15 protein-coding genes are annotated in these 19792 nt (G+C 73.0%); 6 read left to right on the forward strand and 9 right to left on the reverse strand.

Annotated elements, in window-relative coordinates; translation table 11 throughout:
* Positions 1 to 7: 7 nt before the first annotated feature.
* Complete coding sequence (locus D7318_RS23340; protein ID WP_120699153.1) at positions 8 to 376, reverse strand: hypothetical protein; 369 nt, start codon at positions 374 to 376, stop codon at positions 8 to 10.
* A gap of 269 nt (positions 377 to 645) precedes the next feature.
* On the opposite strand from D7318_RS23340, the gene D7318_RS23345 reads away from it, so the two are divergent.
* On the forward strand, positions 646 to 1239 hold the full coding sequence (locus tag D7318_RS23345; RefSeq protein ID WP_120699154.1) for a lytic polysaccharide monooxygenase auxiliary activity family 9 protein: 594 nt from the start codon (positions 646 to 648) through the stop codon (positions 1237 to 1239).
* 130 nt (positions 1240 to 1369) lie between these two features.
* Here D7318_RS23345 and D7318_RS23350 read toward each other — a convergent pair whose 3' ends face one another.
* From D7318_RS23350 to D7318_RS32455, 3 genes are all read right to left on the reverse strand, one after another.
* Positions 1370 to 1966 carry a DoxX family membrane protein gene (locus D7318_RS23350; RefSeq protein WP_120699155.1) on the reverse strand — a complete coding sequence of 199 codons (597 nt, stop codon included), beginning with the start codon at positions 1964 to 1966 and terminating at the stop codon, positions 1370 to 1372.
* On the reverse strand, positions 1963 to 4023 hold the full coding sequence (locus tag D7318_RS23355; protein WP_120699156.1) for a glycoside hydrolase family 9 protein: 2061 nt from the start codon (positions 4021 to 4023) through the stop codon (positions 1963 to 1965). The genes D7318_RS23350 and D7318_RS23355 overlap by 4 nt, the downstream gene beginning before the upstream one ends.
* 423 nt (positions 4024 to 4446) lie before the next feature.
* Positions 4447 to 4659 (reverse strand): hypothetical protein, encoded by a 213-nt coding sequence (locus tag D7318_RS32455; protein ID WP_113687743.1) that lies wholly within the window; start codon positions 4657 to 4659, stop codon positions 4447 to 4449.
* 635 nt (positions 4660 to 5294) lie between these two features.
* Here D7318_RS32455 and D7318_RS23360 point away from each other — a divergent pair.
* Together D7318_RS23360 and D7318_RS23365 are read left to right on the forward strand one after the other, a co-directional pair.
* Positions 5295 to 7064: an ABC transporter transmembrane domain-containing protein gene (locus D7318_RS23360; protein ID WP_120699157.1), complete on the forward strand. Its 1770-nt coding sequence runs from the start codon at positions 5295 to 5297 to the stop codon at positions 7062 to 7064.
* Positions 7061 to 8842 carry an ABC transporter ATP-binding protein gene (locus D7318_RS23365; RefSeq protein ID WP_120699158.1) on the forward strand — a complete coding sequence of 594 codons (1782 nt, stop codon included), beginning with the start codon at positions 7061 to 7063 and terminating at the stop codon, positions 8840 to 8842. The genes D7318_RS23360 and D7318_RS23365 overlap by 4 nt, the downstream gene beginning before the upstream one ends.
* 39 nt (positions 8843 to 8881) lie before the next feature.
* Here the strand turns inward: D7318_RS23365 and D7318_RS23370 are convergent, their stop codons facing one another.
* Positions 8882 to 9670: a metal-dependent hydrolase gene (locus D7318_RS23370; protein ID WP_120699159.1), complete on the reverse strand. Its 789-nt coding sequence runs from the start codon at positions 9668 to 9670 to the stop codon at positions 8882 to 8884.
* A 120-nt stretch (positions 9671 to 9790) separates the two neighbouring features.
* Here D7318_RS23370 and D7318_RS23375 point away from each other — a divergent pair, with 120 nt between their 5' ends.
* Positions 9791 to 12304 carry a DEAD/DEAH box helicase gene (locus D7318_RS23375; RefSeq protein WP_120699160.1) on the forward strand — a complete coding sequence of 838 codons (2514 nt, stop codon included), beginning with the start codon at positions 9791 to 9793 and terminating at the stop codon, positions 12302 to 12304.
* Positions 12305 to 12314: 10 nt separating this feature from the next.
* Here the strand turns inward: D7318_RS23375 and D7318_RS23380 are convergent, their stop codons facing one another.
* The 4 genes from D7318_RS23380 to D7318_RS23395 all read right to left on the reverse strand — a co-directional run bounded on the left by D7318_RS23380 (position 12315) and on the right by D7318_RS23395 (position 15253).
* The gene (locus D7318_RS23380; protein ID WP_120699161.1) at positions 12315 to 13145 is read right to left on the reverse strand and encodes a DUF6397 family protein; all 831 of its coding nucleotides are present in this window, start codon (positions 13143 to 13145) and stop codon (positions 12315 to 12317) included.
* 111 nt (positions 13146 to 13256) lie between these two features.
* The gene (locus D7318_RS23385; RefSeq protein ID WP_120699162.1) at positions 13257 to 13649 is read right to left on the reverse strand and encodes a roadblock/LC7 domain-containing protein; all 393 of its coding nucleotides are present in this window, start codon (positions 13647 to 13649) and stop codon (positions 13257 to 13259) included.
* Between the two features lie 163 nt (positions 13650 to 13812).
* Entirely contained in the window at positions 13813 to 13995 is a 183-nt protein-coding gene (locus tag D7318_RS23390) for a hypothetical protein (RefSeq protein ID WP_120699163.1), read from the reverse strand.
* 187 nt (positions 13996 to 14182) lie between these two features.
* Complete coding sequence (locus tag D7318_RS23395; RefSeq protein WP_120699164.1) at positions 14183 to 15253, reverse strand: fatty acid desaturase family protein; 1071 nt, start codon at positions 15251 to 15253, stop codon at positions 14183 to 14185.
* A gap of 220 nt (positions 15254 to 15473) precedes the next feature.
* On the opposite strand from D7318_RS23395, the gene D7318_RS23400 reads away from it, so the two are divergent.
* Entirely contained in the window at positions 15474 to 18449 is a 2976-nt protein-coding gene (locus tag D7318_RS23400; RefSeq protein WP_120699165.1) for a DEAD/DEAH box helicase, read from the forward strand.
* The gene (locus tag D7318_RS23405) at positions 18446 to 19792 is read left to right on the forward strand and encodes an SWIM zinc finger family protein (RefSeq protein WP_230424000.1); all 1347 of its coding nucleotides are present in this window, start codon (positions 18446 to 18448) and stop codon (positions 19790 to 19792) included. Before D7318_RS23400 ends, D7318_RS23405 begins: the two co-directional genes overlap by 4 nt.

A 19792-nucleotide genomic window follows, 5' to 3' on the forward strand; every position in this document is an offset into this window, starting at 1 on the left:
CCGCCCCTCAGGCGGCGGCGCCCCCGGACTGGATCAGGCGCAGCAGCTCGTCGGCCGCGCGTTCGACGTCCTCGGGGTGTCCCGGGCCAGGGCGCAGGAAGCGCCCCGACCGGTCGCCCCACCCGGGCGACACGTTGTACCTGGTGCCGTCGATCCGCAGGGCGAGCGTCTTGCCGCCCGTGAACCGCACCTTCGATGCCTCGACCCGGCTCAGGGGCGCTCCGGCGATCCGTCGGCGGTCCGAGCCCAGCAGGGTCACCTGGCCGTGGGCCACCGTCACTTGGCCGTGCTGCGCGAGGGGGCGGACGCCCTTGCCGATGTGTACCTCGTCGAAGATCCGCTCGCGCGTCGCCGTCTCCCGTTCCATGGTGTCCATGCCTCGCTCCTCGGCTCGCTCGTCGGTGTTCTTGCGTCGGTCTGTCGTCGTTCTGTCGTCGGGCTGTCGTCGGCCTGTCTTCCGCGATGCGGAATCTGACGAGTACCCAGATGTGCCGAGTGAAACCAAGAGCCGGGAGAGACCGGGGAGATATCGATTTCCGGAACGTTCATTGGTCTGGACATGACTTTTCACGGGCAGTACCGTCGGATTTGGTCTAGACCGCAGCGGCACAGAGCGCAACCCCCCACGACCTTCCGGAGAGAAGCATGCGCAAAAGGATCTCAGCCGCCCTCATAGGCGCGGGACTGACGGCCGTCACGGTGCTCGGCACCAGTGGCACGGCCAACGCCCACGGATACACGACGACGGCCCAGAGCCGACAGAGCCACTGCGCCCAGGGCACGGTCACCGACTGCGGCGGCATCCAGTGGGAGCCGCAGAGCGTCGAGGGGCCCAAGGGCTTCCCCGCCGCGGGCCCCGCCGACGGCGCGATCTGCGCCGGCGGCAACTCCCGGTTCTCCCAGCTGGACGACCCGCGCGGCGGCGCGTGGCCCGCCACGCAGCTCACCGGCGGCCAGCAGTACACGTTCAGCTGGAACATCACGGCCCGCCACAGCACCACGGACTTCCGCTACTACATCACCAACGACAGCTACGACCCGAACGAGCCCCTGCGGCGTTCGCACCTGGAGTCGCAGCCGTTCCTGACCGTGTCGAAGAACGGCGCGCAGCCGGATGCCACCGAGAGCCACACGGGCACCATCCCCAGCGGCAAGTCGGGCAAGCACCTGATCCTGGCCGTGTGGGACGTCGCCGACACGGGCAACGCGTTCTACGCCTGCTCGGACGTGCAGTTCTGACGGCCCGGCACCCCGTGCGCGCCTGACGCACGACACGAGAACCCGCGAGTACGCGGGCGGCATTGAGAGCGGGTGCGCGGGGAGGCCATCACCCACCCCCCGCGCACCCGCGGTCATGCGGCGCTCCGGATCACCGGAGCCAGGGGAAGCGGCGCACCAGCGGCAGCCGCTCCCAGGCGCGGCCCAGGCCCCAGACGCGCCCTGCCGAGCAGGCGGCGACGACGATCATGGCGACGGCGTAGACGACGTGGTGGTCCACCGCGGGGTTCGCCGACATCGTGGGCGTGCCGTCCGACAGGTGCTTGGCGGGCGGGAACTCCCCGGCCCACAGGAACAGCATCATCAGCGTCCCCGCCACGGCCGTCACCCGCAGGCCGATGCCCGCGACCAGGGCCAGGCCGAGGCCCAGCATCCCCGCCATGTACATCCAGTCCACCCACACGTCCCCGGCCCACGCGTTGTACGTGGACTCCATCGGGCCGCCGGCGACGCTGCCGAGGTAACCCGCCGCGGGCTGGCCGCCGTTGATCCAGGCGTTCTCCGAGGACGTGGCATAGCCGAAGCCGAACGCCTTGTCGAGGAAGGCCCACAGGAAGACGATCCCCGTGGCGATGCGCAGCGCGGCGAGCGCCTTGTCCGCCGGGGTGGCACCGGCCCCTGCGACCGGGCCGACCTTCGGGGTGCCGGGACGCGCCCCGGCCGTCAGTGAAGACTCCTGAGCAGTCATGACTGCACTCCCTCCGAGGTGGCGATCCGGTCGTCGGCGAAGGCCTGGGGCTCGGTGCCCCAGACGAGCGTGCCGTTGTCGTACAGGGTGATGTGGTCGGCGGCGGCGAGCGTGTCGCCGATGCCCTGGTGGGACCAGTCGTTCGCCGGGTCCCAGCCGACGCCGCCGTCCACGCGGAACTGCACCTCGGCGCGGTGCTGGGACTGGCCGCCGGGGTGGATGAGCCGTCCCGAGCAGTCGAGCTCGGCGTAGTAGAGGTCGCCGGACGCCTGGTGCACGCCCGCGGCCGCCTCGGGGCACTCGGTGTAGTGGGTGGTCACCTCGATCGAGGACGGGTCGACGCCCGGGTCGAGGGTGAACCAGTAGCGTAGGGTCGCCCCGTCCAGCGCCCGCGCCGGCCACGCGGAGCGGTTGCGGATGATCGACTTGATCTCGGTGAGCGTGGCGCCCGTCGCGTTGCGCGCGCCCTCCACGGACAGCTCGGCGCCGTCCGGCTCCTCCTCGGGCGGGAAGTCGGCGAGCGGCGTTCCGCCGTGGCGGGCCGTCAGATGGGCCAGGGCGCCGGAGAACGCGGCGTTGTAGTCGGTGGCCACCTCGTTGGCCACATAGTCCTGGCGGCTGTCGGTGTACTGGTCGTTCGCCGAGCCCGGGCCGCCGACGAGCGCGCCGTACAGCACGTGCCGGGTCTCGACCGGCTCGGTGAGCTGGTCGGTCCATGAGCCGTGCGCGGTGCGATGGTGGGGGTTCCGCGGGGGGTTCTCGCCGAAGCCGACCACATAGCTGGACGAGCGGGGGTTGTCGCCGAGTGCGTAGTCGATCTGCCGCTCGCCGAACTCCCGGTAGCGCAGCGCCGCGTCCGGGTCGGTCGCCTCGAGCCAGTCCGCGTAGACCAGGGCGACGAACGACGTGTTGGCCGCGTAGCGCAGCGAGCCCCAGGTGTCGAGGACCGCCTGGCCGCCGGGCGAGTAGGGCACGCGCTGGCCGTTCACGCCGGTGGTCCAGTAGTCGAGCCAGCGGGCCGCGTCGGCCATGTACACGGGGTCGCCGGTCTCCATCGCGAGCAGCGCGTAGGCGCCGTACTGCTTGTTGTCCCAGGCGATGGTCCAGCGGTAGCCGCGCGTGCTCGTCTGCGGCTCGGTGCCGAGGAGCTGGTACTCGGCCTCGGCCTTCGCCAGGTAGGCGGTGTCGCCCGTGGCCTTGTAGAGCCAGTAGGCGCCCCAGACCAGCTCGTCCTGGTGGCCCGACCACGAGCGGTAGAAGTCGCCCGCCGGGACGCAGTCGGAGTAGTCGCCGCGGTGGGTGTCGGCGAACGCGTACAGCTCCTCCGCGTGCCGCACCAGCGTGGCCGCGTAGTCCGGGTCGTCCTCGGCGAACAGCAGCGAGGAGGACGCCATGGCGGCGGCCGTCTCCCCCGCGATGTCCGAGCCGGGGCAGTCGGCGTCCACGCGGTGGGCGGGGCGCTCCATCCGCATGACCTCGGCCGGGCCCCACCAGCGGTGGTCCTCGTTGCCGTCGCCGACCTGCGCGTAGAGGACATCGGGCTCGGGGTGGGCGCGGATGAAGTAGTCGTTGACCCAGCGGAGGTTGTCCTTCAGGTGCTCCCACTGGCCCGCGCGCTCGTAGCCTTCGCGGGCGGCGAGGCCGCCCCAGGCGAGCATCGTGGCGGATGCGGCCATCGGCAGGCCGAACTTCACGTGGTCGCCCGCGTCGTACCAGCCCCCGGTGAGGTCGAGGCCGACGTCGGCGCCGTCGTCGAGGGCGGAGTCGCCGCGCCAGGAGACGCGGTTGTCGTCGGGCAGGGGGCCCGAGCGCTGCGCCTCGTAGAAGAACATCGACTTCTGGAGCGCCTCGGCGTAGTTGAACGCCGGTGCCTGGACCGGCGCCCGCGCCGGTGCCTGCGCCGGTGCGGCGGCGTGCGCGCCGCTGGTCGTGAGGGGTACCAGTAACGCGCCCGTGACCGCGGCCGCGGCGAGTCCCGAGGCGAGGACCCGCGGCCGACGGCGAGGACGCGTCCGTCTGCCTGCTTTCGGTGGCGGTGGTTGTGCGGTGGTTGACATTCGAGAGGCCCTTCTCGATGGGTGTCGACCACGCGGGAACCGCCGCCGGGTGGTGACTGTCGGGGGCCACCCCGGATGGGTGGTCGACAGTCGAACTGGGAGCGCTCCCACCCGGCGGCGGCAGCCTACATGGTCCGGACTAGCCATGCACTCGTCAATACCCGAAGCTTCCGGCCTCGAAGGCGGAGCATTCGAGGCCGCCACACCCGCCCCGGATGACTTCACGACCCGTCGGCACGGTCATCCGGGGCGGGAGTCCGCTTCGCCCCTGTTCGTCCCTCACAGCGGCGTCGCGGGCGGCACCCGCTCACCCACCGGACACCCCCTCCCGCAGGGGGTCCGGAGCGGCTCGCACCATCGGCGGGCAGCGGGGGTCGCGTTCGTTCGACGAGAGCTGACAACTCGACGGCGAGCGCCGTCAGTTCACAGACCTGTTCCCCGGCTGCGCCGGTTGAACGCACTGAGGTCGTTGACTTCCTGAATCCACTCGCGGAGCAGCGGACGGCGATCCTCGCCGCGCCGATCGGCCGGCCCGGCCGTCGACTCGGTCGGCTCCTGCTCGTCCGGCCCCGCCCGGCCGTCACATCCGGGCGACAGGCCACCGCGCCAGGCGACCTGGCACGCGGTGGTCAACACGTGGGGGGGTGGCATCTTCGCGGCCCTTCTCGATCCTTGTCGTCGGCACGAGAACCACCACCGGGCGGAAGCGTCGCCCCGCGCGACCAATGGGAGCGCTCCCACCCGGCGGTAATGACCCTCATAGTGGAAGGGCGTCACCCTCCCGTCAACACCCGGCGCATTCCTTTTTCAAACGGGGAAACCCCCGCGTGCCTCTCCAGGGCCCGTCCGGGCTCAGGGAAGTGAACGGGAACGGCGCCGTCTGCGCCGGTCAACGGCCCTCCCGGCTTCGTTGGTTGAACTCCGGGACCGCTCAGGACGCGGGCGGCGGCACCGGGCGCGGAAGGACGTCGCGGAGCTGGATCCCCGCCACCTGAGGGCGGCTCAGCAGATCGTCGACGGCTCGGGCGGGCCCCACGGACGAACGTTTTCCATGAGGAGGGCGTGCGCCTCGGGCTCGACCAGGCATCACTTTTCGGACACGCGTTCGCCCGCGGGATGGGGGCGCGGTCCTCGGCCGCGGGGCAGGTCAGAAGGGTTGCGAGAGATGACGCGTTCTGTTCGGGTGGGGGGAAAACCCGTTGAAATTCGGCATGGATGACCCCGACTCTTGGCAGGTTGTCCGCCTTCTCCCGCACTGACTCTGGGATGTCATGCAGATTCGCGACCTTCCGTATTCCGACCCCGGCGACCCCGACGTACGGTCCGGATTCCGCTTCCTCCTCTGGCTGTTCCGCCAGCAGCTCGGTGGCCAGCTGAAGGCCATGGGCTGGGGCACCCTGCACATGGCGGCCATCGCGGGGCTGCCGGTCACCATGGGCCTGGCCATCCAGGCCGCCGTGGACGGCTCGGGCGGCCGTCTCGCCCTGACCGGGCTGTTCATGCTGATCATCACGGTCGTCATGACCTTCGCCGACACGATGCTGCACCGCGCCGCGGTGACCAACTGGATCACCGCGGCGGCCCGCGTCCAGCAGCTGCTCGCCCGCCGCACGGCCGAGCTCGGCGGGGTGCTGACCCGCCAGGTGGCCGCGGGCGAGGTCGTCAAGGTGTCGACCGGTGACGTGGAGAAGATCGGCTGGTTCGTCGAGACGTTCTCCCGTTTCGCCGCGGCCGTGATCGTGGCGCTCGCCGTCTGTACGGGCCTGATCGTCTTCGAACCCGGGCTCGGGCTCCTGGTGCTCGGCGGCGTGGCCGCCGTGGTGCTGACCGTCTGGCCCCTGCTGCCCGCCGCCACCCGGCGCGCCGACCGCGAGCGCGCGAGGTCGGGGCGGGCCACCGAGCTGGCGTCCGACACGGTGGCCGGGCTGCGGGTGCTGCGGGGCATCGGCGGCGAGGAGCTGTTCCTCGACCGCTACCGGCGCGCCTCGCAGGAGGTGCGCGCGGCCTCCGTGCACAACGCCCGCATGTGGTCGCTGATCGACGCGCTCCAGGTGGTGATGCCGGGGCTGCTGATGATCGCGATCGTCTGGCAGGGCACCCGGCTGGCGCTCGACGGGGACATCACCGCGGGCGAGTTGGTCACCGTCTACGGGGCGGTGACCTTTCTGCTGTTCCCGCTGCGGCTGTTCCAGGAGACGGCCATGGCGTTCACCTTCTCGCGGCCCTCGGCCAAGCGGGCGGTGCGGGTGCTCGGGCTGCGCAGGGAGCGGCCGGGTGGCGCGGTGACGGCGCTCGACGCGCCGTTGACCGGCGACCTGCGCGACCCGGCCACGGGGCTGCACGTGGGCAGAGGGCTGCTGACCGCGGTGGTGTGCGGCGACCCGAACCTCGCCGAGCGGCTGGCCGAGCGCCTCGGCGGCCATCCGCCGCACGGGGAGGGGCAGCCCTCGGCGCAGCTCGGCGGCGTTCCGTTGAACGAGGTGCCGCTCGCCGCCGCGAGAACCGCCGTTCTGGTACAGGACAAGGACCCGGTGCTGCTCTCCGGGACGTTGGACGAGCTGCTGGCCGTTCCGTCCACCGGGCGGGTGTCCCCGGGCGAGGCGCTGCGCACCGCGCAGTGCCACGACGTGCTGACGGCGCTCGCGCAGGCGTCGACGGACGGCAGCGGTGACCCGATGCGGACCCGGATCACCGAGCGGGGGCGTTCGCTCTCCGGAGGGCAGCGGCAACGGCTCGCGCTGGCCAGGTCCCTGATCACCGACCCCGAGGTCTTGGTGCTCGACGAGCCGACGTCGGCCGTGGACTCGCACACAGAGGCCAGGATCGCCGCGGGCCTCGGCGCGCTGCGGGCCGGGCGGACCACGGTGGTGTTCACGTCGAGCCCGCTGCTGCTCGACATGGCGGACCAGGTGGCCTTCGTGCACGAGGGCGCCGTGGTCGCCACCGCTCCCCACCGGGAGCTGCTGCGCACCGTCCCCGGCTACCGGGCCGTCATCACCCGGGAGCCCGAACCCGCCTATCTGGCCGAGGAGACCGCATGATCGGCGTCAGGCCGCCGGAGTACGACCCGGCGTCCACGGAGCACGCGACCACCCTGCCGGTGGCCGGGCGTGAGACCGTGCGCACCTATGCGCGGGAGCTGCTGCGGCGGCACCGGCGGGGCTTCACGACGCTCATGGTGATCAACGCCGTGGCGGTGGGCGCCTCGATGGTGGGCCCCTATCTGCTGGGCGGTGTGGTCCAGGACCTGGCCGACGGGGAGCGGGACCTGGACATCGGCCGCACGATAGCCCTGTTCGCCGCGGCGCTCGTGGTGCAGGCGTTCTTCGTACGGATGGTGCGGCTGCGCGGGGCCGTGCTCGGCGAGCGGATGCTGGCCGATCTGCGGGAGGACTTCCTGGTCCGCTCGGTGGGCCTGCCCCCCGGCGTGCTGGAACGGGCCGGGACGGGCGACCTGCTGGCCCGGGTCAACACGGATGTGGACCGGCTGGCCAAGGCGATGCGCGAGGCCGTGCCGCAGATGTCCATCGCCGTGGTGTGGGCGGGGCTGCTGCTCGGCGGCATCGTGGTCACGGCGCCCGCGCTCGGCCTCGCCGTGCTGATCGCCGTCCCGCCGATGTACGTCGTCTGCCGGTGGTACTTCCGGCGGGCGGGTGCCGGATACCGGTCGGAGGCGGCGGGCTACGCGGCGGTGGCCGCGGCGCTCGCGGAGACGGTGGACGCCGGGCGGACGATCGAGGCGCACCGGCTCGAGGGGCAGCGGGTCCGGCTCTCGGACCGGCGGGTGAAGGAGTGGACGGCCTGGGAGCGGTACACGCTCTGGCTGCGGTCGATCCTGATCCCGGCCATCAACGTCTACCACGCGCTCATCCTCAGCGGCGTGCTGCTGATCGGCGGCTCGTTCGTCCTCCAGGGGTGGATGACGGTGGGCCAGCTGACCACCGGGGCGCTGCTGTCCCAGATGCTGGTCGAGCCGGTCGGGATGATCCTGCGGTGGCTGGACGAGCTCCAGGTCGCCCAGGTGTCGCTGGCGCGTCTGGTGGGCGTGCGGGAGGTGGAGGACGACGCGGGCGACGCGTCGCTGTCGCCCGATGGCCGCGAGCTGACGGCCGAACAGGTGCACTTCGGCTACCTGGCGGGCCGGGACGTGCTGCACGAGGTGTCCCTCGATGTGGCGCCCGGCACGCGGATGGCGCTGGTCGGGCCCTCGGGCGCGGGCAAGTCGACGCTGGGGCGGCTGCTGGCGGGGATCTACGCCCCGCGCACCGGCGAGGTGACGCTGGGCGGGGCGCGGCTCGCGGGGATGGCGGCCGAGCGGGTCAGGGAGCAGGTGGCGCTGGTGAACCAGGAGCACCACGTGTTCGTCGGGCCGCTGCGCGACAATCTCCTGCTGGCCGCGCCGGGCGCCACCGACGCGGAGCTGTGGGCGGCGCTGGCGGCGGTCGACGCGGACGACTGGGCGCGTGATCTGCCCGACGGTCTCGACAGCGAGGTCGGCTCCGGTGCGCTGAGCGTGTCCCCGGCGCAGGCCCAGCAGATCGCGCTGGCCCGGCTGGTGCTCGCGGATCCCCACACGCTGGTGCTCGACGAGGCGACGTCGCTGCTCGACCCGCGGGCGGCCCGTCACCTGGAGCGCTCGCTGGCGCGGGTGCTCGAGGGCAGAACGGTGATCGCCATCGCCCACCGGCTGCACACGGCGCACGACGCCGATGTGATCGCGGTGGTCGAGGACGGCCGCATCAGCGAGCTGGGCAGCCATGACGAGCTGGTGGCGGCGGACGGCGCCTACGCGGCGCTGTGGCGCTCCTGGCACGGCTGACGCGCCGCTTCCCCGCCACCGGCTCGGTCGGCGGCGTGGTCAGGCCGCGAGCACGACGGCCCCCACGCCGCTGGCCGCGCCTATCAGCATGAAGGCGGGCATCAGCACCCTGCTCTCCACCCAGGCCCCCGCGCGGAAGCGCATGAACCGGGGCGGCCCCGCCGGGTACCAGCGGCGGCCCGCTATCGAGAGGGGCCAGAACATCGGGCAGCCGGAGACCGTGATGGCGTCGCCCAGCGTGTGGACGATCGATCCCAGCACGATGGGCAACCCGATCCACAGGTAGGGCTCGCCCTCGAACAGCCAGTCCGAGCCGTTCCCCGGCCGGTCGAGGAAGTCGGCGAGCAGCCAGGCGCTGGTGGCGCCGAGCATCCACACCAGGACGTCGCTGGAGACCCGGGCCATGCGCCACAGCAGGCCCTCGACGGCGAGCACCATGTGGATGAACAGCGTCACCAGGACCGCCCAACGGCCCCAGGCGACCGCGGCGAAGGAGAATCCGGCACCCAGCATGACGGCCCATATCCAGGTGTGGGTCAGGGTGCGGTGCCCCCCGGTGCGGCGCCGGTCGCGCCGTCCGCGGGTGGCGTTGTAGACGGTCTCGGAGAGCTTGTCGATCAACCCGGCCAGCAACCTCGAGACAGGCCCGAACGCCCGGGAGATCGTGGCCGACTTGTGATCAAGATCCGGGGCGAGCGCCGCCCCGGCGCAGATCAGCGCCCCGGCGAGGAGCACCTGCCATGGCATGGGGCTGTCCAGTGCGGCGGCGGCCGCGCCCACGCCCAACCAGGCCATCGCTCCGGACAGTGAGTGCGCCGGTCCCATCATGGCTCCGCCCCGTTCTCGCAACGCTGTTGAGTGTCCGTCGGCCGCACAGCGTAGCCTCCGGCGATCTTCGGATGTCGGGGCGGCTCCCGTGGAGGCGGTGGCAGCGGGCAGTATGGAGCGGTGACCCTCATCGATCAGATGCCGACGGACAGCGACCCCGATGCCCTTTTCGACGCCTTCGCGTCGTGGGCGGCCGAGCGGGGAATCTCCCTGTATCCCGCTCAGGAGGAGGCGCTGATCGAGGTGGTCTCGGGCGCGAACGTCATCCTGTCCACGCCCACAGGGTCGGGCAAGTCCCTGGTGGCGGCGGGCGCGCACTTCGCCGCGCTGGCCCGGGACGAGGTGACGTTCTACACGGCGCCGATCAAGGCCCTGGTCTCCGAGAAGTTCTTCGATCTGTGCAAGCTGTTCGGCACGGAGAACGTCGGGATGCTCACCGGTGACGCTTCGGTCAACGCGGACGCCCCGGTGATCTGCTGCACCGCGGAGGTGCTGGCGTCGATCGCGCTGCGGGACGGGGCACAGGCGGACATCGGCCAGGTGGTGATGGATGAGTTCCACTTCTACGCCGAGCCCGACCGGGGCTGGGCGTGGCAGATCCCGCTGCTCGAGCTGCCACAGGCGCAGTTCGTGCTCATGTCCGCGACGCTGGGCGATGTGGCGCGCTTCGAGGAGGATCTGACGCGTCGCACGGGGCGGCCGACGACGGTGGTGCGCTCCGCCACCCGCCCGGTGCCGCTGAGCTACGAGTACCGTACGACGGCGCTGACCGAGACGCTGACGGAGCTGCTCGAGACCCGTCAATCGCCGGTGTACATCGTGCACTTCACCCAGGCGCAGGCGGTCGAGCGCGCGCAGGCCCTGATGAGCATCAACATGTGCACGCGGCAGGAGAAGGACGAGATCGCCGCCCTCATCGGGAACTTCCGCTTCACCACGCGCTTCGGCCGGAACCTCAGCCGCTATGTCAGACACGGCATCGGGGTGCATCACGCGGGGATGCTGCCGAAGTACCGGCGGCTGGTGGAGAAGCTGGCGCAGGCCGGGCTGCTGAAGGTGATCTGCGGCACCGACACCCTGGGCGTCGGCGTCAACGTGCCCATCAGAACCGTGCTGTTCACCGCGCTCAGCAAGTATGACGGGAGCCGGGTGCGGGTGCTGCGCGCGCGGGAGTTCCACCAGATCGCGGGGCGGGCGGGGCGGGCGGGCTTCGACACGTCCGGGTTCGTGGTGGCACAGGCGCCCGACCATGTGGTGGAGAACGAGAAGGCGCTGGCGAAGGCCGGTGACGATCCCAAGAAGCGGCGGAAGGTGGTGCGGAAGAAGCCGCCCGAGGGCTTCGTCAACTGGGGCGAGGAGACCTTCCAGCGGCTCATCGGCGCCGAGCCCGAGCAGCTGACGTCGCGCTTCCGCGTGACGCACACGATGCTGCTGTCCATCATCGCCCGCCCGGGCAACGCCTTCGACGCCATGCGGCGGCTGCTCGAGGACAACCACGAGCCGCGCAGGCAGCAGCTGCGCCACATCAGGCGGGCCATCGCCATCTATCGCTCGCTGCTCGACGGCGGCATCGTCGAGCGACTCGACGAGCCGGACAGCCAGGGCCGCATCGTGCGGCTGACGGTCGATCTCCAGGCCGACTTCGCCCTCAACCAGCCGCTGTCGACGTTCGCCCTCGCGGCGTTCGAGCTGCTCGATCCCGCCTCTCCTTCCTATGCGCTGGACATGGTCTCGGTGGTGGAGTCCACGCTCGACGATCCGCGGCAGATCCTGGCCGCCCAGCAGAACAAGGCGCGTGGCGAGGCCGTCGCCGCGATGAAGGCGGAGGGCGTGGAGTACGAGGAGCGGATGGAGCGGCTGATGGACATCAGCCACCCCCGTCCGCTGGACGAGCTGCTGTTCCACGCGTTCGGTCTCTACCGCAAGAGCCATCCCTGGGTGGGTGATCATCCTCTCTCCCCCAAGTCGGTGGTCCGGGACATGTACGAGCGGGCGATGACGTTCTCGGAGCTCGTCTCGTACTACGAGCTGGCGCGTACCGAGGGCATCGTGCTGCGCTATCTGGCGAGCGCCTACAAGGCGTTGGAGCACACGGTGCCGGAGGATCTCAAGTCGGAGGACTTCCAGGACATCACCGCCTGGCTGGGCGAGCTGGTCCGCCAGGTCGACTCCAGCCTGCTCGACGAGTGGGAGCAGCTGGCGAACCCGGAGACGGAGGACGCCACCGAGGCACAGGACCGCGCCGATCAGGTGCGGCCGGTGACGGCCAACGCGCGCGCCTTCAGGGTGCTGGTGCGCAACGCGCTCTTCCGCCGGGTGGAGCTGGCCGCCCTCGACCGGGTCGACGAGCTGGGCGAGCTCGACGGCGAGTCCGGCTGGGACGCCGACGCCTGGGCGGAGGCGATGGACGCCTACTGGCAGGAGTACGACGAGCTGGGCACGGGGCCCGACGCGCGTGGCCCGCGGCTCCTCCGGATCGAGGAGCGCCCCGAGGACGGCCTGTGGCGGGTGCGGCAGACCTTCGCGGATCCCGCGGGGGACCACGACTGGGGCATCTCGGCCGAGGTCGATCTGACCGCGTCCGACGCGGAGGGCCGCGCGGTGCTCAAGGTCGTCGACGTCGGCCAGCTGTGAGGCGCGGCGCTCATCCCTCGCGCGCCTCGGCCAGGGCGGCGCGCAGCCGCGTGCGATAGGCGCGGGCCTCCTCGGGATCGCTCGCGGTGAGCAACGCGCCGACGACATCGGCGTGCTCGGCGGCCAGCGGCGGGTCGATCAGTGGTGGGCGGAGGCGGCACAGCAGGGCGCGCTCGCCAGGGTCAGGGACGTCGAACGCCAGGGTGGGTGGCTCGAGGACGGCGGCGAAGGCGGCCGCCCGCTGCCAGGCGGTCGTGGCCTGCCGGACCAGCTGTGCGGTGCGGCGGTGCCGCCAGCGGCGTGGGCGGACATCCCTCCCGGCCGCCAGCGCGCGTCGCATCTCGTCGGGGACGGGCCCGCTGAGCAGCGCGGGGGACTCGCGGGCGAAGGTCTTCAACTCGGCCGCGACATACCGCCAGACGATCACCCGGTGGCGATTCAGCCGGACGTCGACCGGGCTGAAGCAGCCGCAGCGGGCCAGCCGGGCGAGGCGGCCTGGCGCGATGCCCATCAGCCGGGCGCCGGCCGTCGCGTTCACCAGGAGGGAGCGCTCCCTGAGGGCGGCGGGGAAGCCGTCGTCCGAGCGGAGCCTGTCGAGCTCGGAGCGCGGCACCTGGCGGCGCCAGGGGATGCGGGAGCCCACCGTGACCACCTGGCCGAGCCGGACGGCGGCGTCGAGCTCGGCGGGGCGCAGGCCCAGCTCCTGGGCCGCCCGGCGGACGGCGACGGACTCGCCCTGACGCCGGGCGGTCGCGGTCGTCGCGACCTGATGCGCGGCCGTCTGCGCGGTCGTCGCGGTCGTCATGGTCGTCGTCGCGGTGGTGGCGTGAGACGCGGACATGGGATCCTCCCGAAGCAGCCCTGATCACTGTCAGTAATCAGAGTGCCACGAGATCCCGCCCTTCGCAACCCTCCGTAGTCAACTCTCACGGAAAGTGCTCGCGGGGAGCGATCAGGAGAGGTCCCTGGCCGCCAGTCCCATGTGCTCGCCCACCTTGTTCACCAGGAGGGTCATCTCATAGCCGACCTGCCCGATGTCCGCGTCGGCGCCGGCCAGCACGCACAGGCAGCTGCCGTCTCCCGCGGCCGTGACGAAGAGGACGCCGTCGTCGAACTCGATCATGGTCTGCCGGACGTCCCCGGCCTTGAAGTGCTCCCCGACCCCCTTGGCAAGGCTGTGCAGCCCCGAGGCGACGGCGGCCAGGTGCTCGGCGCTGCTGCGCTTGAGCCCTCGACTCACCGACGTGACCAATCCGTCGCTCGACAGCAGCAGAACGTGCCGCACACGCGGCAGCCGTTGCGCCAGATCGTCCAGCAGCCAGTCAAGCGTGGTGCTCAGTGCCATCCCCAGCTCCCCCTTCTCGTAAGGCGACTGCTGTGTCAGCCTTCCCCAGGAAGAGGCTGTGGGCAACCACCTGTGCGGTACCGCTATCCGGAAGGGACGGTACCGTTTCATCCGGTGAGCTGAGCCACCGGGTCGAACATGAGGGCGCGGCCCCCCGGAAAAATCAGCGACCGAGCTCCTTGCGCCCGACCCGTCGCAGCCGCCTTCGCTGGGCGGGGTCGAGCAGGAGATAGGCCGCCGCCGGGACGCCGAGCATCACCAGGGCCGCGATCCAGAAGTTCGTCAGGATCCACAGCACCAGGCCAACGGCCACCCCGCCGACGGCGATCTTCGCACCACGGGACATGGTCGACACCTCCTCCTGTAGGGCGGCAGGGGCGCCGCCCGATGAATGAACGTCCGCCCCCGCGATTCCGTTCCGTGGTGAATCGTCCCGGCGGATCCCCGACCCGGACCGCCGGTCCTCCCCCCGTGTCGCCCCCTGTCGCCCCCTGTCGATCTCGCGGTCGCCCCTGCCGCGCCCCGCTCGCGCCTCAGTCCTGCCGCAGCGGCTCGCCCACGTCGTACATGTGGCGCAGCGCCTGGCGGTAGGAGTCGACGAGCCCGGTCTCGGCGTAGGACAGGCCGTTCTCCTCGCAGTAGCGCTGGACCGTGGGCCGGGCATGCCGCAGGTTCGGGCGCGGCATGTTGGGGAAGAGGTGGTGCTCGATCTGGTAGTTGAGCCCGCCCATCATCCAGTCGGTGACGAAGCCGCCGCGGACGTTGCGCGACGTGAGGACCTGGCGCCGCAGGTGGCCCCAGCGCTGCTCGGCGTCCGGGTCGGGCATCTCCATGCCCTTGTGGTTGGGCGCGAAGACGCAGCCGAGGTGGAGCCCGAAGAGCATGTGGTGGATCAGCGCGAACAGCACGGCCTTGCCGGGCGACATGGCGACGGCGAGCAGCGTGACGTACGCGACGAGGTTCACGGCGAGCAGCGTGATCTCCGTGGCGCGGGCGCGGCCCTGGCGCTCCCAGCCCTCCCTGGAGAAGACCATGCGGAAGCTGGCGACCTTCAGCGCGAAGCCCTCGAGGAGCAGCAGCGGGAAGAACAGCCACGCCTGGTTGCGGGTGAGCCAGCGGTAGACGCCCTCGCGCTTCTCGGCCTGCATCTGCGTCCAGACCAGGACGCCCTCGCCGACGTCGGGGTCCTTGTCGACGTGGTTCGGGTTGGCGTGGTGCCGGTTGTGCTTGTCGTTCCACCACGCGGAGCTCATGCCGAGCAGGAGATTGCCGTGCCACAGGCCGAGCAGGCGGTTCGTGCGCCGCGTCGAGGCGATCTGGGAGTGGCCCGCGTCATGGCCGAAGAACGCCGTGCGCGTCGAGAACAGCGCCAGCGGAACGGCCAGCAGGAGGTTCCACCACGAGTCGCCGACCAGCAGGATCCCGACCACGAGCGCGGCGAGCACCACGGAGTTGAACACGATACCCGCCGTGTACCAGCCAAAGCGCCGGTGAAGGAGGGATTGCCCCTTTATCTCCCGTAGGAGCGGGGAGAATTCGTCCGCGGGCTTGTCCCGTTGGCGCGGAGGAGCGGTAACGGCGACATCGGCTGAAGCCTGGGGCATGGTCTCTCCGGGATGGGTCGGTGGATCCGTCCCCTGAAACCTAGAAAGCGCGCCCCCGGCTGCGCCATGGCCGCAGCACCCGACTTGGGGGTGTACTCAGCCCCCCTAAAAATGTGCCCATTGGCCCCACTTCCTCACCACCATTTCCGGAACGCCCCCCTCCTGAGGTATCCTCGGCCGCCGCCCCTGGCTAGTCAAGTTTGAGGAGCGCGTCAGAGCCGTGCCCACGAGCCCGAACGCCCCCGCCCGTCTCGCCGCCCTCGGCGGCTGCGCCGCCGTCTTCCTCCCGGCCGACCCGCCCCGCGCCTCCCGCGTCGCCTTCTGGCGCCCCGACGGCGCACCACCCGTGCCGGGCGAGGAGCCGAACGAGGAGCTGACCGTCGCGCTCCCCGACCCGGACGACCCGGACCGTCCCGACGACCCTGACCACCCCGGCGCCGCCGCCCGCCCCGTCACCACGCGGACCGTGCCCGCCGTCGCCCTCCCCGTGGCCGAGGCGCTGCCCGTGCTGACCCGGGCCCGCGCCGCGGGGTCGGGGGCCGACGCCGCCGCGGCCCACTGGGGCGCCGCCGCCGTGCTCGCCCTCCAACTCGCCGCGCGCGGACGGCTCCTGCCCGGGCTCAGCGCGGCCGACCACGACGCCTGGCGGCTCGGCCCCCTGGACGCCGCCGACGCCGAGCGGCTGCGCGCCCTCGCCGACGCCATGCCCCCGCACGCCAGGGCCGTTCCCCTGCCCGAGCCCGGCGAGGACGGCGGGCCGCTGCTTCCGGCCGCCGCCGCGCTGCTGCGCGCGTTCCTCGACGCCGTCGCCGACGGACTGCCGCGCACCCCGGCCGCCGCGCTCGCCGCGGACGGCCCCGCCTTCGCCGCGAGGGCGCCACAGCGGCTGCCGCGGCAGCGGCCCTGGGCCCAGGCGGTGGCCGCAGGGCACGACGCGGGGGTCCGCGTCTCGCTGCGCGTCGAGGTCGGGGGGCTCGGCGGCCCCGCGCCGGTGTTCCGCGCCGTGGTCCAGCTGCACAGCCTCGGCGACCCCGCCGTCCTCGCCGACGCCGCCGACGTGTGGTCGGGCGGCTCGCCCGCGGCGGACGCCTTCGGGCCGCGCGCCCGCGCCGACGCGCTGCTGGCGCTGCGCCGCGCGGCGGCGGCGTGGGAGCCGCTGACGCCCCTGCTCTCCGCCGCCGTCCCCGACGCGGTCGAGCTGGCCGACGAGGAGATCGGCGAGCTGCTCGGCGCCCCGGTCGCCCGTGCGCTCGGCGCGGCGGGCGTCCAGGTGCACTGGCCCAGGGAGCTGATCCGCGGACTGACCGCGCGGGCCGAGGTCGGCGGCGACGAGCGGCGGGCGGAACGGCCAGGGTCGGCGTTGCCCTCGCTGCTCTCCCCCGGCGCACTGCTCGGCTTCAACTGGCGCTTCGCGCTCGGCGGCGCCGAGCTGAGCCGCGCGGACCTCGACCGGATCGCCGAGGCCGGGCGACCCGTGGTCAGGCTGCGCGACCAGTGGGTCCTGGTGGCGCCCGACGAGGTGCGCCGCGCGCTCGACCGGCAGGACGGCAAGCTGACGGCGCTCGACGCGCTCGGTGCCGCCCTCACCGGCGCCGCCGAGGTCGAGGGCGAGCGCGTCGAGGTCACCACGACGGGCTGGCTGCGCGCCCTCCGGGACCGGCTGGCCGACCCCGAGGCGCCCGAGCCCGAACCGGTCGCCCAGCCCGCCGCGTTGAACGCCACGCTGCGCGACTACCAGCTGCGCGGCCTCACCTGGCTGCACCGCATGGCCTCCCTCGGCCTCGGCGGCTGCCTGGCGGACGACATGGGCCTCGGCAAGACGATCACCCTGATCGCGCTCCACCTGCACCGGCAGGCCGCGCCCGCCACCGCGGGGCCGACGCTCGTGGTCTGCCCGGCCTCGCTGCTCGGCAACTGGCAGCGCGAGATCGGGGCGTTCGCGCCCGGCACCCCCGTGCGCCGCCACCACGGCGCGGCGCGGGACCTGGCCGACCTCGCCGAGGGCGAGTTCGTGCTGACCACCTATGGAACGATGCGCCGCGACGCCGCCCTGCTGGCCTCGGCCGCGGACTGGGGCCTGGTGGTGGCCGACGAGGCGCAGCACGTGAAGAATCCGTTCTCCGCCACCGCGAGGCAGCTGCGGACGATCCAAGGAAGGGCGCGCGTGGCGCTCACCGGCACCCCCGTCGAGAACAACCTCTCGGAGCTGTGGTCAGTCCTCGACTGGACCACCCCCGGGCTGCTCGGACGCCTCCCCGACTTCCGCGCGCGCTGGGCCGACGCCGTCGAGGGCGGCACCGACCCCGCCGCGGCCGAGCGGCTGTCCCGGCTGATCCGCCCGTTCCTGCTGCGCCGCCGCAAGTCCGACCCCGGCATCGCGCCCGAGCTGCCGCCCAAGACCGAGACGGACCTGGCGGTCGCGCTCACCGTGGAGCAGGCGGGGCTCTACGAGGCCGCGGTGCGCGAGGGCCTCGCCGCCGTCGCCGAGGCGGACGGGGTCGCGCGCCGCGGCCGGGTGCTCGGGCTCCTCACGTCGCTCAAGCAGATCTGCAACCACCCGGCGCAGTACCTCAAGGAGGAGCACCTCAAGGAGGAGCACTCCGCGCCGGGGAAGCGCGGCGAGGAGCGCGAAGGGCCGCGGCTCGGCGGCCGTTCGGGCAAGCTCGAGCTGTTCGACGAGCTGCTCGACGCGATCCTGGCCGAGGGCGCGAGCGTGCTGGTGTTCACGCAGTACGTGCGGATGGCGCGGCTGCTCGAGGCGCACCTGACCGACCGGGGCGTGGCCACCCTGCTGCTGCACGGCGGGACGCCGGTGGCGCGGCGCGATGAGATGGTCAGGGCGTTCTCCGCCGGTGAGGTGCCGGTGTTCCTGCTGTCGCTCAAGGCGGCGGGCACCGGGCTCAACCTCACCCGCGCCGAGCACGTGGTCCACTTCGACCGCTGGTGGAACCCCGCCGTCGAGGCCCAGGCCACCGACCGCGCGTATCGCATCGGTCAGGACCGGCCCGTTCAGGTGCACCGGCTGATCGCCGAGGGCACGATCGAGGATCGGATCGCAACGCTCCTTGAACGGAAGCGCGCCCTCGCCGACTCGGTGCTGGGCTCGGGTGAGTCCGCCCTCACCGAGCTGTCCGACGCCGAGCTCGCCGACCTCGTGACGCTGCGCGGGGCCGAGCGCCTGGGGAGCGAGCGATGAGCGGAACGGTGGGCGGAACGGTCGGCGGGAACGCCGAGGACGAGCTGGTCTTCGAGGCCCTGCCGCCCGCGCGCGGCCGTGGGTTCGCCACCACGTGGTGGGGGCGGAGCTGGCTCAAGGCCCTCGAGGACAGCGCGCTCGAGGGCGAACGGCTCAGGCAGGGCCGCAGGCACGCGAGGGCGGGCGCGGTCGGCGCCGTCTCGGTGCGGCCCGGGCGGCTGACCGCCGTGGTGCGGCAGGCTGACGGCACCCGGCTGCGCGCGGACGTGCTGCTGCGGCGGCTTTCGGCGCCCGAGTGGGACCGGCTGCTCGACGCGGCGACCGCGGAGGCCGGGCACATCGCCGCGCTGCTCGACCGGGAGATGCCGCCGCGGCTCGTGGAGGACGCGGAGCTGGCCGGCGTCGACCTGCTGCCCGGGGTGGGCGACCTCGACCCCGAGTGCGAGTGCGGCGAGTGGGACCACTGCACGCACACGGCGGCCGTGTGCTATCACGTGGCGCGGCTGCTGGACGCCGACCCGTTCCTGTTGCTGCTCCTGCGGGGGCGCGCGGAGCGGGAGTTGACCGAGGAGTTGCAACGGCGCAGCGCGGCGCGCGCGGAAGGGGCTCACGCGCCTGGTCGCGCGCCCGCGCATGGGCGGGCGCCCGCGGGCGAGCCGGCGGCCGAGGTGTACGGGCGGCGCGCGGCGCCGCCGTTGCCGCCTCCCCCGCCGCTGGTCACCGAGCCAGGCACCGGGCCCGCGCTGCGCGGCGGCACCCCGCCCGCGCCCGGACTCGACGTCGAGGCGCTGGAGTTCCTGGTGGCGGACGCCGCGCGGCGGGCCGCGCGGATGCTGGCCGAGGCGCTGGCGCCGCGGCATGCGACGACGACGCCCGCCGCGCCGCTGACCGAGGCCGATGACGCGGTCAGGATGGTGGCGACGGGTCGGCCGCCGGGCGGGATCGCGGCGCGCCTGGCGCGCGCCCGGGGGCGCGGGGCACGGGAGTTCGCGACGGCGGTGCGCGCGTGGGAGGTGGGCGGCCCCGCGGGGCTCGCGGCGTGGGACGAGGAGGCCGCGCCCGCGTCGGCGCGCGCCCGCGCGCAGCTGACCGACGCCTGGACGGCCGCCGACGCGCGCCCCGCCCTGCGGGCCACCGGCAACCGCTGGACCGTCGTGGGCGAGGGGGCGCAGCTGCGCTGCGCGGCGGACGGCCTGTGGTGGCCGTTCACGAGGGACGGCGGGCGCTGGTGGCCCGCGGGGCCCGGGGAGGCGGACCCCGCCGCGGCCCTGGCCGCCGCACGGGCGGCCGGGCCGACGGCGGGCCCACCGAAGACGCCGAAGGCTCAGGAGCCCCCGGAGTGA

The organism is Streptomyces radicis, from assembly GCF_003626575.1.
Taxonomy (GTDB): domain Bacteria; phylum Actinomycetota; class Actinomycetes; order Streptomycetales; family Streptomycetaceae; genus Streptomyces; species Streptomyces radicis.

What these genes read in the sequence shown, in the direction of transcription:
- D7318_RS23345 (WP_120699154.1), top strand. Translation starts at nt 646, where the DNA reads ATGCGCAAAAGGATCTCAGCCGCCCTCATAGGCGCGGGACTGACGGCC.
- D7318_RS23365 (WP_120699158.1), top strand. Translation starts at nt 7,061, where the DNA reads ATGATCGGCGTCAGGCCGCCGGAGTACGACCCGGCGTCCACGGAGCAC.
- D7318_RS23370 (WP_120699159.1), bottom strand. Translation starts at nt 9,670, where the DNA reads ATGATGGGACCGGCGCACTCACTGTCCGGAGCGATGGCCTGGTTGGGC.
- D7318_RS23385 (WP_120699162.1), bottom strand. Translation starts at nt 13,649, where the DNA reads ATGGCACTGAGCACCACGCTTGACTGGCTGCTGGACGATCTGGCGCAA.
- D7318_RS23350 (WP_120699155.1), bottom strand. Translation starts at nt 1,966, where the DNA reads ATGACTGCTCAGGAGTCTTCACTGACGGCCGGGGCGCGTCCCGGCACC.
- D7318_RS23360 (WP_120699157.1), top strand. Translation starts at nt 5,295, where the DNA reads ATGCAGATTCGCGACCTTCCGTATTCCGACCCCGGCGACCCCGACGTA.
- D7318_RS23380 (WP_120699161.1), bottom strand. Translation starts at nt 13,145, where the DNA reads ATGTCCGCGTCTCACGCCACCACCGCGACGACGACCATGACGACCGCG.
- D7318_RS23395 (WP_120699164.1), bottom strand. Translation starts at nt 15,253, where the DNA reads ATGCCCCAGGCTTCAGCCGATGTCGCCGTTACCGCTCCTCCGCGCCAA.
- D7318_RS23355 (WP_120699156.1), bottom strand. Translation starts at nt 4,023, where the DNA reads ATGTCAACCACCGCACAACCACCGCCACCGAAAGCAGGCAGACGGACG.
- D7318_RS23390 (WP_120699163.1), bottom strand. Translation starts at nt 13,995, where the DNA reads ATGTCCCGTGGTGCGAAGATCGCCGTCGGCGGGGTGGCCGTTGGCCTG.
- D7318_RS23405 (WP_230424000.1), top strand. Translation starts at nt 18,446, where the DNA reads ATGAGCGGAACGGTGGGCGGAACGGTCGGCGGGAACGCCGAGGACGAG.
- D7318_RS23340 (WP_120699153.1), bottom strand. Translation starts at nt 376, where the DNA reads ATGGACACCATGGAACGGGAGACGGCGACGCGCGAGCGGATCTTCGAC.